Raw genomic sequence first — 12,455 nt, 5'->3', positions numbered from 1 at the left:
TCGGTGTCAATTGAGGCGCCCGCAGCGAATCCCTGCAGGATGACGCACCCAGAAGGAAATGCCGTGATAGATTTACGCAGTGATACCGTAACCCGCCCAGGACTCGCCATGCGAGAAGCGATGATGGCCGCACCGGTCGGAGACGATGTTTATGGCGACGACCCAACCGTCAATGAACTCCAGCGTTATGCCGCCGAACTTGCCGGCAAAGAGGCCGCGCTGTTCCTGCCAACCGGTACCCAGGCCAACCTCGTCGGCCTGCTCAGCCACTGTCAGCGTGGCGAGGAGTATATCGTCGGCCAGGGCGCGCATAACTACCTGTATGAAGCGGGCGGCGCGGCGGTTCTCGGCAGCATTCAGCCGCAGCCCATTGACGCCGCGGCCGACGGCTCGTTACCGCTGGATAAAGTCGCAGCGAAAATTAAGCCCGACGATATCCACTTTGCTCCGACCCGTCTGCTCAGCCTGGAAAACACCCATAACGGGAAAGTGCTGCCGCGCGACTACCTTAAATCCGCCTGGGAATTCACCCGCGAACACAACCTCGCGTTGCACGTCGACGGTGCGCGAATCTTCAACGCGGTGGTTGAATACGGCTGTGAACTGCGCGACATCACGCAATATTGTGACTCCTTTACCATCTGCCTCTCCAAAGGACTGGGCACGCCGGTCGGTTCACTGCTGGTAGGGAGCCATGACTATATTCGTCGCGCCACCCGCTGGCGGAAAATGGTCGGCGGCGGTATGCGTCAGGCCGGTATTCTGGCGGCGGCGGGCCTGTATGCCCTGCAAAACAACGTGCAACGGCTCAAAGAAGATCATGACAACGCGGCGTGGATGGCCGGGCAGCTCAGCGCCATTGGTGCCGACGTCACTCGCCATGACACCAACATGCTGTTTGTCCGCGTGGGCGAAGAGCATGCGCAGGCGTTAGGCGCGTTTATGCAGGAACGTGGTGTCCTGATTAACGCCTCGCCGGTGGTGCGTCTGGTGATGCATCTCGACGTTAATCGCCAGCAGCTCACGGATGTCGTCAGCCACTGGCAGGCATTTTTACAACGCTAAGGAGTCGGCGTGTCGCAACGAATTCTGGTGCTCGGCGCCAGCGGTTATATCGGCCAGCATCTGGTAGAGGCGCTCAGTCAGCAAGGTTACCCGGTCCTGGCGGCGGCACGCCATATCGACAGGTTACAGAGACTAAACCTGCCTGGCGTCAGCTGCTTTTCGCTCGACCTGAATCAGCCGCAGGGGCTCGCTGCCCTGCTGGCGCAGGCGGATACCGTTTACTATCTGGTGCACGGGATGGGCGAAGGCGGCGATTTTATTGCCCATGAGCGCCGGGTGGCGCTGAATGTTCGCGATGCCCTGCGCGCCGCGCCGGTTCGCCAGCTGATTTTTCTCAGCTCCCTGCAGGCGCCAGAAGCGGAACAATCGGATCATCTGCGTGCCCGGCAAATCACCGCCGATATTCTGCGCGAGTCCGGGGTGCCGATCACCGAATTACGCGCCGGTATTATTATCGGTGCCGGCTCCGCCGCGTTCGAAGTCATGCGCGATATGGTTTATAACCTGCCGATCCTGACGCCACCGCGCTGGGTCCGCTCGCGCACGACGCCGATCGCGCTGGAAAATCTGCTCTACTATCTGGTACAGCTGCTCCACCATCCGGCCAGCGAACATCGCGTGCTGGAGGCCGCTGGCCCGGAAATCTTAAGCTACCAACAGCAGTTCAGCCGTTTTATGGCGGTGAGCGGCAAGCACCGTCTGCTGATCCCGATCCCCTTCCCGACCCGCTGGATTTCGGTGTGGTTTCTCAACGTGATCACCTCCGTTCCGCCCACCATCGCCCGGGCCTTAATTCAGGGGCTGAAACACGATTTGCTCGCCGACGATCGCGCCCTGCGCACGCTGATCCCGCAGCCCTTGATCCCTTTCGATGAGGCCGTGCGCCGTACCTTAAAAGAGGAACAGCAGCTCGCGAACTCCAGCGACTGGGGTTATGACGCCCAGGCCTTTGCCCGTTGGCGGCCGGAATATGGCTACTACCCGAAACAGGCGGGCTGTACCGTCCGTACCCACGCCAGTGCGGCAGCCATCTGGCAGGTCGTTAATCAAATCGGCGGCAAAGAGGGCTACTTCTTTGGCAATATCCTGTGGAAGATCCGCGGCGCCATGGACCTGCTGGTGGGCCATCGGCTGGCGAAAGGTCGCCCGGAACGTGCCGAGCTGCGCACCGGCGATGGCGTTGACAGCTGGAAGGTGATTATCGTCGAACCAGAAAAGCAGCTAACCTTATTATTTGGCATGAAAGCGCCGGGGCTGGGCCGTCTGAGCTTTACCCTCAGCGATCAAGGCGATCACCGTACCCTGGATGTGCGGGCCTGGTGGCATCCGCATGGGATGCCTGGGCTGTTCTACTGGCTGCTGATGATCCCTGCCCATCTGTTTATCTTTCGCGGCATGGCACGGCGCATTGCCCGGCTGGCAGAACAAATCACAGACAAATAGGCAGTATGTATTGGATTCTTTCATCATTCTCATTGCATCATGAGGAGAATCACGGAAAAATGCGCACGAAATTCTTTTCTGGGACAGTAGGTTGATATGAAGGTACTGGTTACCGGTGCGACCAGCGGATTAGGCCGCAACGCGGTGGAATATCTGCGTAACAAAGGCATCAGCGTCAGAGCGACCGGGCGTAACGAAGCGATGGGTCGTCTGCTGAGCAAAATGGGCGCCGAGTTTGTACCGGCAGATTTAACCGAGCTGGTCTCTTCTCAGGCCAAAGTGATGCTCGCCGGTATCGACACCCTGTGGCACTGCTCAAGCTTTACCTCGCCCTGGGGTACACAGCAAGCCTTCGACCTCGCGAATGTTCGGGCCACCCGCCGCCTTGGCGAATGGGCCGTTGCCTGGGGAGTACGCAATTTCGTGCATATCTCCTCGCCGTCGCTGTACTTCGACTATCACCATCACCGCGCCGTACAAGAAGACTTTCGTCCCCAGCGTTTTGCCAACGAGTTTGCCCGCAGCAAAGCCGCCAGTGAAGAGGTGATCAACCTGCTGGCGCAGGCCAACCCCAACACCCGATTTACAATTCTGCGCCCGCAAAGCCTGTTTGGCGCCCATGATAAAGTGTTTATTCCGCGCCTGGCGCAGATGATGCAGCACTATGGCAGCGTCCTGCTGCCACGGGGCGGCAATGCGCTGGTGGATATGACCTATTACGAAAATGCCGTGCATGCCATGTGGCTGGCCAGCCAGCCGCACTGCGACCATCTGCCTTCCGCCCGGGCGTGGAACATCACCAACGGCGAGCCGCGTCCGCTGCATACCATCGTGCAAAAGCTGATTGATGAACTGGGGATCAAATGCCGGATTCGCTCGGTGCCCTACCCGATGCTGGATATCATCGCCCGCAGCATGGAGCATTTTGGCAATAAGTCCGCCAAAGAGCCGGCCTTTACCCACTACGGCGTCTCGAAGCTGAACTTTGATTTTACCCTGGATATCACCCGCGCTCAGGAAGAGCTAGGCTATCAGCCGGTGGTGACGTTGGATGACGGGATTGTCCGTACCGCAGCCTGGCTCAAAGACCACGGTAAATTACACCGCTGACCGCGCCCTATCCCTGACCGTATTTCTCCAGCAGCGCTTCGGCGATAGCCTGGGTTTCGGCGTCGGCGACGCCGTCCCAGCGGGCCGGGCGGAAATGCATCTGGAAGACCATAATCACCCGTTGCTGCTGCGCCGGTGTCATCTCCGGCGTCACCTGGTAGCCGTATCGGGCCAGTAAATCCAGCAGTGCGGCGCTATCGACAGGTTCATTTGACGGACGGCCGTGCAGGTAGAAACTCACCCGGTCGGCATCCGGCCAGGCACCGATCCCCTGCTGCGCCAGCTGCCGCCACGGGAACAGCGGCCCGGGATCGTCTTTGCGTTGTGGGGCAATATCGGCATGAGCAACCACATTCTGGGGGCTGATGTGATAGCGAGAAATAATGTCTTTCGCCAGAGGAACGAGCGCATTAATTTGCGCAGGATTAAACGGCGTAAAGCTTTTCACCCCGGCGACCTGTTGCCAGCCGCGGTTTTCCAGCTCAATACCGATTGAAGTATCGTTAATCCGCGTGCTGCCGCGCCAGAAGCTCACTCCCGCATGCCAGGCTAAATCTTCTTCAGGTACCAGCTGCCAGATGCGCGGCTTACCTTGATACAGCGGTGGCTGTTGGGGGATTAAATAATGAGAGCTGACCTGCTCGTCGGTTAAGGTCGCGAGCGAAACGTCAAAATCATCCGCGGTATAATGGATGACCAGCACCTTCACTCGCGGATAAGCGGCCTGTGCCGGGTGGCGCGTATCCAGTTGATAACCATCGCGGTCGATAATTCCTTTCTCAGAGCTGCAGCCGGCGAGCAGCAACAGCAAAAGCGCGATAAGCCCGGAACGTTTCATCAAGAGGCGAACGCCCCGCTTACAGTAGATAAAGCCATCAATCAGATCCTTCATGTCAACAAGCGACCGCCTGATTCAGATTCAGTATGCGGCTTATCGCATAATAGACCATCCCCCCGGCGATGTCTTCCGACACCTTTTTGGTTTTGTATACGGCAATTTATATAAGATAAATTTATACTATCTTTCGTTAAAAACGAGCATAAGTAGAGTCTCAACACCTTTCAGCAGAATTGACAACGTAAATCAATGCCCTGAGCTCATCTTTTCCTTATGAGTTCACAAGTTAGAGGTCATATTTTTGTAGTATTTAGCTTGAAAAAAAAATTCACTTGATTCAATCTGGTGCCGCTCATTGGTTAGTTAAAACAAGAGCATGATGATAGCAAGTTAAACAATGGAGATAAAAAATATGAAATATGCAGCTTTAGTGGCAGGTGCAGCATTGTTTTTAACCGCAAACGCATTCTCTGCAGAAATCTTATCTAAAGAAGATTTCGCGAAAGTGCAAACCCAGTATCAGAAAGTGGGTACCATTTCCTCTACAGGCCAGACTGCTCCTAGCGATGCGCGTGCAGAGCTGCTGAAGAAAGCTGAAGAAAAAGGCGCGGATGTTGTGGTTCTGTCTTCTGGCAACACCGACAAGAAACTTCACGTTTCTGCCAATATTTATAAGAAAAAATAATTAGTTTTGATCTCTGAAGGAGCATTATCATCGACTGGTGATAATGTTCCATCTACGGTTCTGACAAGATTTATTTTTAGATAGCGTTTAAATTTACAAACCCTTCATTTTATTATCAAATAACCACCTCCGCACAATAAACACTCGCATATCCAGGTCATTACTTCTAATCATCTACGAAATTATTCTTATATCGCTGAAGGCAATATTGTTTCGCAAAAGAATTTCTTCCGCAGAAAGAGGTGTTGACTATACTTACCGGGTATAAAAACGAGACATAAATTAACAACATTGCAGGTGGCAAATGAAAAAAGTCGCATTACTTATCTCTGGATTACTCTGTTCCAGTTTTTCGCACGCCAGTGCGCTCTATTTTTATGAAATAGGCACCGAAGATGTCGGTCTTGCAGGCGCAGGACAGGCCGCACGGGCGCAGGATGCTTCCACTATCGTCACCAACCCTGCCGGGATGACCCGTCTGCCGGACCATATGTTCACCGGGGGCATGCAGGTGATGGGCGGCGATATTTCCTATCAGCTAAAAGATGAAGATGGCAGAAGCAGTCCGGGAAATGTGATGAACCTGTTTCCTAATGCCAGTGGTTTCTATTCGCAAAAAATTAATGATGATTTATATGCCGGCATCGGTTTATACGGCAACTACGGCTTAGGTATCGATTTTGGCGACTGGGCCGGCGACCGCCTGATTAAAAAGAGCACCATGGTGGCGATGACCCTGAGTCCGTCGCTGGCCTATAAGCTCAACGACCGTCTGTCTATCGGCGCCTCCGCCAACCTGAACTACGGCTATCTCTCCCTGACCCGCAACGTTGATGGCAGCGATCAGAAAGACAAAGATTACGACTGGGCGATGAGCTATCGCCTCGGTCTGTTGATGCAGTTAACCGATCAAACCCGCGCCGGGATCACCTGGACCAGCAAGACCGACTACGACTTTGATATTGATGGGAAAGCCCGTTTCCCTAACCTACCGAATACCTCTTACGACCTGCCAATATCGGCCCAGGTCCGCGCTCCGCAGCAAATTATGTTAAGCCTGGTGCATGACATCAACAATCAGTGGTCGGTGATGGGTGATTTAGGCTGGCAGGACTGGAGCCAGTTCGGCAGCCCGCAAATTACCGTCGCCGGACAGCAGAGCGACAAGCAGAACCGCCTGAAAGATTCCTGGCACACCGCGCTCGGGGTTCAGTATCGCCCTACGCCGCTCTGGCGTCTGAACGCAGGCGTCGGCTTCGACAGTACGGTCTACAACTCGCAAAGCGATGTGGCACTGTCATTACCGACGGGTGATGAGTGGCGTTTTGCCACCGGGGCGCAGTACCAGATTACCCCATCAAGCAACATTGGCGTGGCGGTATCTTACCTGCATATGCAGTCGGGACATGTGAAAACACCAGAGATTGTTGCCGGTGATTATGACCATCCGTACCTGTGGTTTGCGAGCATGAACTACAGCTATCAGTTTTAATTCACTACAGAGTCTGGGGCGTTCACCGCGCCAGGCTCTGCATTCTTCCTGCTAGATCAATTTAAATAAAAAACGCACCGGCTTAATCTGCAAAATATCCTGCCAGATTTTATGTAAATCAATCACCCCAGCCAGGCCGAGTAATGCCAGGGTAATAAAAACGGTGGCGACGGTGATGACCAGCATCAGACGGATCATATTGCGCTGCATTTTGTCCTGCTGCTGCGAACGGCGCTCATCTTTTTCAAATTCAACCAGGGTAGTGATGGCGTTACCCTGAACGGTATAGCGCTGGTTTTCAACCACCAGATCCCCTGACAGCACCAGGGATTCAATCAGCAGCGTCACTTTATATCTGAACTGCTCATTGCGGATATGCTTGTACCACAGCTTGCCATACAGAAGCTCAATCACTTCATCAATGGTAAGACCTGCAACAGGCCTCGACGGGCGACGCTTCACAAACTCGTTGACGATCAGGCCGAGTAAAAAAACACGTTCCCGGCTTTTTAATTCACGTTCTCTGAAGAAGGTGGAGACCAGCGCGCCTTTCCCGCGCAAGAGAAACGTTTTGATATCGATAAGGTGCAAATAGTGATTAATGGCATAAACAAATATAGAGTTAAGCGTTATTTTGCCATATTTTTTATAGCTGACGATTTCACTTTCCATCTTCAGCAATTGTGACAGCGAAAATTTATTTCGTAGCTCGCAGTCATCTGGCTGGGGATCTAAATATTCGAGGGTAGCGTGACGGCCATTATACCTGACCAGGCGGTAGCGGCATCGATTAACGTCAGCAAAATAGACGGCGTAGTAATCATACGGATCGCCGGCATTATCATCGTTTTTAATGAAATACGGCAAAAACTTTACCCAGAGCTTAGCCTTAGCACTCGCTAGTATATTTTTAATCATTGTCAACCCAACATAAATATGTGTATTGCTATAAACATAGCAAACTTCAATATATATTATTGAGTATTTAAGCCGCACGTACAGTTTACTTTTATGCAAAAAAAAATATTCTGCGATGAACGGTTAAACATGCCGACCATTGCACATCGCGGAGATAAATATCCGTCAACGTTAATGCGCGATCCGTGGTTTACCTTTTCCTGCAAAGACATAACCTGAGCTCTTAGAGTCAAGCACATCCTGGAAGCAGTAAGCTATGCTTGAACAGAAACTAATAACGTAGTGAGCTTATAAGGAAATCATCATGCGCTACAAACTCGTTGCATTTATTCTCCCTTGCGCGCTCGCGCTGAGTGCCTGTACCACCGTGACACCAGCCTATAAAGATAACGGCACCCGTAGCGGCGCCTGCATTGAGGGTGGGCCAGATGCCGTGGCACAGAAATTTTACGATTATCAGATCCAGCACCGTAATAACGATCTGACGGCGTTGCGTCCTTATCTGAGCGACGATCTGGCGAAGCTGCTGGATAGCGCCCGTCAGGACCCGGCGCGCAGTTCCCTGCTCCAGTCTAATCCTTTCTCAAGTTCCGCCACGCCGGCAGATAGCGCTACGGTAGCCAGTGCTTCGACTATTCCTAACCGCGACGCCCGCAATATCCCGCTGCGCGTCGATTTAAAACAGGGTAGCCAAAGCTGGCAGGATGAAGTGCTGATGATTCAGGAAGGACAGTGCTGGGCCGTCGATGACGTGCGCTATCTCGGCATAAACTCGCATGCTCCGGCCGGATCGCTGCAACAGAGTCTGGAAAAACGCGGATAAGGGGGTGGAAGCCACGCCGCTGAAACGATAACCCCGGTAAAATGTCGGTATTTCTCCAGGTTATGCCGACATTTGTTCCTCCCCACCCCACGAACCCCTATTTTGTGCTAAGTTTAGAGGTAAATGTGGTTTACATTTAACTTTTAACGCATAAATATTGCATAACTATTCTGTCAAAGGTAGTATTTGCGGCCTCAATAGCTATTTGTATCAGACAGCCCAGATGAGTATTAAACTAAACGGCATTAACTGCTTCTACGGCGCGCATCAGGCGCTGTTCGACATCACGCTGGATTGCCCGCAGGGGGAAACGCTGGTGCTGCTCGGCCCCAGTGGCGCCGGGAAAAGCTCGCTGCTTCGCGTACTCAACCTGCTGGAAATGCCGCGTTCCGGTACATTACATATCGCCGGTAACCACTTTGACTTTACTAAAGCGCCTTCTGACAAAGCCATCCGTGAGCTGCGCCAGAACGTCGGTATGGTCTTCCAACAGTACAATCTGTGGCCGCACCTGACCGTGCAGCAAAATCTGATCGAAGCCCCCTGCCGCGTGCTGGGCTTAAGCAAAGATCAGGCTCTGGCTCGCGCCGAGAAGCTGCTGGAACGTCTTCGCCTCAAACCTTACAGCGATCGCTACCCGCTGCATCTCTCCGGCGGGCAGCAGCAGCGCGTCGCCATTGCGCGGGCGCTGATGATGGAACCTCAGGTTCTGCTGTTTGACGAACCAACGGCGGCACTCGATCCGGAAATCACCGCCCAGATCGTCAGCATTATTCGTGAGCTGGCCGGCACCGGCATTACCCAGGTTATCGTCACCCACGAAGTGGAAGTGGCGCGTAAGACCGCGAGCCGGGTGGTGTACATGGAAAATGGCCATATCGTTGAACAAGGGGATGCCAGCTGCTTTACGCATCCGCAGACCGACGCGTTTAAAAACTATCTTTCACATTGATGTTTTTCGGGGAAATGACGATGAAAAAAGTACTGATTGCCGCGATCCTGGCAAGCATGAGCCTTTCAGCTACTGCCGCCCAGACCATTCGTTTCGCCACCGAGGCGTCCTACCCTCCGTTTGAATCGATCGATGCCAACAATAAAATTGTCGGCTTTGACGTCGATCTGGCAAACGCGCTGTGTAAAGAAATTGACGCCACCTGTACCTTTACCAACCAGGCGTTCGACAGCCTGATCCCAAGCCTTAAGTTCCGTCGTTTCGACGCGGTCATGGCCGGGATGGATATCACGCCTGAGCGTGAAAAACAGGTGCTGTTCACGACCCCTTACTATGAAAACTCTGCGCTGTTCGTCGGCCAGCAGGGTAAATTTACCAGCATCGACCAGCTGAAAGGCAAGAAAGTCGGCGTGCAGAACGGCACCACCCACCAGAAATTCATTAACGACAAACACCCGGAAATCACCACCGTGCCATACGACAGCTACCAGAATGCCAAGCTGGATCTGCAAAATGGCCGTATTGACGCAGTGTTTGGCGACAACGCCGTCGTCACCGAATGGCTGAAGAGCAATCCGAAGCTGGCCGCGGTGGGTGATAAAGTCACCGATAAAGACTACTTCGGTACCGGCCTCGGCATCGCGCTTCGCCAGGGCAATACCGAGCTGCAGCAGAAATTTAACGCTGCGCTGGAAAAAGTGAAAAAAGATGGGACTTACCAGACCATCTATAGCAAATGGTTTCAGAAGTAACGCTAAATGAATGAAATTTTTCCATTAGCAAGTGCCGCCGGGATGACCGTCGGCCTTGCCGTTTGCGCGCTCATCATCGGCCTTGTGCTGGCGATGCTGTTTGCCGTGCTGGAGTCAGTAAAATGGCGCCCGCTGGCATGGCTCGCAACCGGCGTGGTCACCGTCCTGCGCGGACTACCGGAAATTCTGGTGGTCCTGTTCATCTATTTCGGCTCTTCGCAGCTGCTGCTCACCCTGTCAGACGGTTTTACGATCAATCTCGGGTTCGTGCAGATCCCGGTGCAGATGCAGATTGAGAACTTCGACGTCAGTCCGTTCCTCTGCGGTGCCATTGCCCTCTCCTTGCTGTACGCGGCTTACGCTTCGCAAACCCTGCGCGGCGCGCTGAAAGCGGTCCCTCAGGGACAGTGGGAGTCTGGCCAGGCGCTGGGATTGTCCAAAGGGGCAATCTTCTTCCGTCTGGTGATGCCGCAGATGTGGCGCCATGCGCTGCCGGGTCTGGGCAACCAGTGGCTGGTGCTGCTGAAAGATACCGCGCTGGTGAGCTTAATCAGCGTGAACGATCTGATGCTGCAAACCAAAAGTATCGCCACCCGCACCCAGGAGCCTTTCAACTGGTATATCATCGCGGCGGCCATCTATCTGGTTATCACCCTGCTCAGTCAGTACATTCTCAAACGTATTGACCAACGTGCGACGCGCTTCGAACGGAGACCAGGCTGATGCTTGATTATTTACCCGAACTGCTGAAAGGGCTGCATACCAGCCTGACGCTGACGGTGGCCTCCATCGTCGTTGCGCTGATCCTGTCGCTGATCTTCACCATCGTGCTGACGCTGAAAACGCCGGTGCTCGTGTGGATCGTTCGCGCTTACATCACGTTGTTTACCGGTACGCCGCTGCTGGTGCAGATCTTCCTGATTTACTACGGCCCAGGGCAGTTCCCGTCATTGCAGAACTACCCGGTACTGTGGCATCTGATTTCTGAACCGTGGCTGTGCGCGCTGATTGCTCTGTCCCTCAACAGCGCGGCTTATACCACCCAGCTGTTTTATGGCGCGATTCGCGCGATTCCTGACGGCCAGTGGCAATCCTGCAGCGCGTTGGGCATGAGCAAGAAAGACACCCTGGCGATCCTGCTGCCGTACGCGTTTAAACGCGCGCTGTCCTCGTATTCCAACGAAGTCGTGCTGGTTTTCAAAAGCACCTCGCTGGCGTACACCATTACCTTAATGGAAGTGATGGGCCACGGTCAGCTGCTGTACGGACGAACCTACGATGTGATGGTGTTCGGCGCGGCCGGTATTGTCTATCTCGTCGTCAACGGTCTGCTGACCCTGATGATGCGATTGCTGGAACGCAAAGCGCTGGCCTTTGAACGGCGTAATTAATGCCCGGCGCTAAGGGCATCCGAACGGCGGGCTCACCGCCGTTCATCAATGCATAATTAATATACTTAAAAACGGGCTGGTCTCATCACCGCCCGTTTTTCACATCCCATAAAAAATAATTATACATAATTATTGAATATAAATTCATTTAATGGCATTGTGAAAATCAGCCGCAGACACGGCACAACATCATAAGATTGACCGACGGGAGTTCCACGATGAAAAAGTTAGTTTTGGCTGCACTGCTTTCCTCTTTCGCCTTTGGCGCCGCTGCCGCGGAAAAAATCAGCTTTGGCGTATCCGCCACCTATCCGCCGTTTGAATCCATGGATGCCAATAATCAGATCGTCGGTTTCGATCTCGACCTGGCGAAAGCGCTGTGCAAGCAGATGCAGGCCGACTGCACCTTTACCAACCATGCGTTCGATAGCCTGATCCCGGCGCTGAAATTTAAAAAATATGACGCGGTGATTTCCGGCATGGACATTACCCCGGAGCGTAGCAAGCAGGTGGCGTTTACCGAACCGTACTACGCAAACTCGGCGCTGGTTATCGCCAAAAAAGATGCCTACCACTCCTTTGCTGACCTGAAAGGCAAACGTATTGGTATGGAGAACGGCACCACGCACCAGAAATACCTGCAGGACAAACATCCGGAAGTCAAAACCGTCGCCTATGACAGCTATCAAAATGCGATTATCGACCTGAAAAATGGCCGTATCGATGGGGTGTTCGGTGACACTGCGGTGGTTAATGAGTGGCTGAAGACCAACCCGCAGCTGGGCGTGGCAACGCCAAAAGTGACCGACCCGCAATACTTCGGCACCGGTCTTGGCATTGCGGTACGTCCGGATAACAAAGCCCTGCTGGAGAAACTGAACAGCGCGCTGAAAGCGATTAAAGCCGACGGTACCTATCAGAAAATCAGCAACCAGTGGTTCCCGGAATAATCCTCCGCCGAACGGGCTACTGCTGTAGCCCGTTAT

General features: G+C 53.6%; 13 protein-coding genes. 11 read left to right on the top strand and 2 right to left on the bottom strand.

Translation table 11 applies throughout. The features are described from left to right. Positions 1-63 precede the first annotated feature (63 nt). The 3 genes from ltaE to EDF82_RS14060 all read left to right on the top strand — a co-directional run bounded on the left by ltaE (position 64) and on the right by EDF82_RS14060 (position 3,618). Entirely contained in the window at positions 64-1,065 is a 1,002-nt protein-coding gene (gene ltaE / locus EDF82_RS14070; protein WP_123756134.1) for a low-specificity L-threonine aldolase, read from the top strand. Positions 1,066-1,074: 9 nt separating this feature from the next. Next, positions 1,075-2,508 (top strand): SDR family oxidoreductase, encoded by a 1,434-nt coding sequence (locus tag EDF82_RS14065; RefSeq protein WP_123756133.1) that lies wholly within the window; start codon positions 1,075-1,077, stop codon positions 2,506-2,508. Positions 2,509-2,604: 96 nt separating this feature from the next. Further along, positions 2,605-3,618, top strand: a complete 1,014-nt coding sequence (locus EDF82_RS14060; protein WP_123756132.1) for an NAD(P)-dependent oxidoreductase — start codon at positions 2,605-2,607, stop codon at positions 3,616-3,618. 7 nt (positions 3,619-3,625) lie between these two features. Here the strand turns inward: EDF82_RS14060 and EDF82_RS14055 are convergent, their stop codons facing one another. Continuing rightward, a complete protein-coding gene (locus EDF82_RS14055) occupies positions 3,626-4,456 on the bottom strand; it encodes an N-acetylmuramoyl-L-alanine amidase (RefSeq protein ID WP_123756248.1) in 831 nt (276 codons plus the stop codon). 412 nt (positions 4,457-4,868) lie between these two features. On the opposite strand from EDF82_RS14055, the gene yahO reads away from it, so the two are divergent. Continuing rightward, a complete protein-coding gene (gene yahO / locus EDF82_RS14050; protein WP_004859987.1) occupies positions 4,869-5,141 on the top strand; it encodes a DUF1471 family periplasmic protein YahO in 273 nt (90 codons plus the stop codon). A gap of 304 nt (positions 5,142-5,445) precedes the next feature. Next, positions 5,446-6,633, top strand: a complete 1,188-nt coding sequence (locus tag EDF82_RS14045) for an OmpP1/FadL family transporter (protein ID WP_123756131.1) — start codon at positions 5,446-5,448, stop codon at positions 6,631-6,633. A 51-nt stretch (positions 6,634-6,684) separates the two neighbouring features. Here EDF82_RS14045 and EDF82_RS14040 read toward each other — a convergent pair whose 3' ends face one another. Further along, the gene (locus EDF82_RS14040) at positions 6,685-7,629 is read right to left on the bottom strand and encodes a hypothetical protein (protein ID WP_227540127.1); all 945 of its coding nucleotides are present in this window, start codon (positions 7,627-7,629) and stop codon (positions 6,685-6,687) included. A gap of 226 nt (positions 7,630-7,855) precedes the next feature. Here EDF82_RS14040 and EDF82_RS14035 point away from each other — a divergent pair, with 226 nt between their 5' ends. From EDF82_RS14035 to artJ, 6 genes are all read left to right on the top strand, one after another. Then, positions 7,856-8,374, top strand: a complete 519-nt coding sequence (locus tag EDF82_RS14035) for a lipoprotein (protein WP_123756130.1) — start codon at positions 7,856-7,858, stop codon at positions 8,372-8,374. A gap of 223 nt (positions 8,375-8,597) precedes the next feature. Then, a complete protein-coding gene (artP, locus tag EDF82_RS14030) occupies positions 8,598-9,326 on the top strand; it encodes an arginine ABC transporter ATP-binding protein ArtP (RefSeq protein WP_123756129.1) in 729 nt (242 codons plus the stop codon). A 20-nt stretch (positions 9,327-9,346) separates the two neighbouring features. After that, positions 9,347-10,078: an arginine ABC transporter substrate-binding protein ArtI gene (gene artI, locus EDF82_RS14025; RefSeq protein WP_123756246.1), complete on the top strand. Its 732-nt coding sequence runs from the start codon at positions 9,347-9,349 to the stop codon at positions 10,076-10,078. A 6-nt stretch (positions 10,079-10,084) separates the two neighbouring features. Further along, positions 10,085-10,801, top strand: coding sequence for an arginine ABC transporter permease ArtQ (gene artQ, locus EDF82_RS14020; protein WP_032688654.1), 717 nt, complete (start codon positions 10,085-10,087; stop codon positions 10,799-10,801). Beyond that, positions 10,801-11,469, top strand: a complete 669-nt coding sequence (gene artM, locus EDF82_RS14015; protein WP_123756128.1) for an arginine ABC transporter permease ArtM — start codon at positions 10,801-10,803, stop codon at positions 11,467-11,469. The genes artQ and artM overlap by 1 nt, the downstream gene beginning before the upstream one ends. A gap of 218 nt (positions 11,470-11,687) precedes the next feature. Beyond that, the gene (gene artJ / locus EDF82_RS14010; RefSeq protein ID WP_123756127.1) at positions 11,688-12,419 is read left to right on the top strand and encodes an arginine ABC transporter substrate-binding protein ArtJ; all 732 of its coding nucleotides are present in this window, start codon (positions 11,688-11,690) and stop codon (positions 12,417-12,419) included. Positions 12,420-12,455: the final 36 nt, after the last annotated feature.

It is taken from the genome of Klebsiella sp. BIGb0399 (genome assembly GCF_003752615.1).
Classification (GTDB): domain Bacteria; phylum Pseudomonadota; class Gammaproteobacteria; order Enterobacterales; family Enterobacteriaceae; genus Klebsiella; species Klebsiella lignicola.
Note: the sequence above shows the minus strand (reverse complement) of the source record. Positions and strands in the feature narration are given on the sequence as shown.

Excerpts from the sequence above, each read along its gene's own strand:
- yahO (WP_004859987.1), top strand. The coding sequence starts at position 4,869 with ATGAAATATGCAGCTTTAGTGGCAGGTGCAGCATTGTTTTTAACCGCA.
- artI (WP_123756246.1), top strand. The coding sequence starts at position 9,347 with ATGAAAAAAGTACTGATTGCCGCGATCCTGGCAAGCATGAGCCTTTCA.
- artQ (WP_032688654.1), top strand. The coding sequence starts at position 10,085 with ATGAATGAAATTTTTCCATTAGCAAGTGCCGCCGGGATGACCGTCGGC.
- artP (WP_123756129.1), top strand. The coding sequence starts at position 8,598 with ATGAGTATTAAACTAAACGGCATTAACTGCTTCTACGGCGCGCATCAG.
- EDF82_RS14055 (WP_123756248.1), bottom strand. The coding sequence starts at position 4,456 with ATGAAACGTTCCGGGCTTATCGCGCTTTTGCTGTTGCTGCTCGCCGGC.
- EDF82_RS14060 (WP_123756132.1), top strand. The coding sequence starts at position 2,605 with ATGAAGGTACTGGTTACCGGTGCGACCAGCGGATTAGGCCGCAACGCG.
- artM (WP_123756128.1), top strand. The coding sequence starts at position 10,801 with ATGCTTGATTATTTACCCGAACTGCTGAAAGGGCTGCATACCAGCCTG.
- EDF82_RS14035 (WP_123756130.1), top strand. The coding sequence starts at position 7,856 with ATGCGCTACAAACTCGTTGCATTTATTCTCCCTTGCGCGCTCGCGCTG.
- artJ (WP_123756127.1), top strand. The coding sequence starts at position 11,688 with ATGAAAAAGTTAGTTTTGGCTGCACTGCTTTCCTCTTTCGCCTTTGGC.
- EDF82_RS14045 (WP_123756131.1), top strand. The coding sequence starts at position 5,446 with ATGAAAAAAGTCGCATTACTTATCTCTGGATTACTCTGTTCCAGTTTT.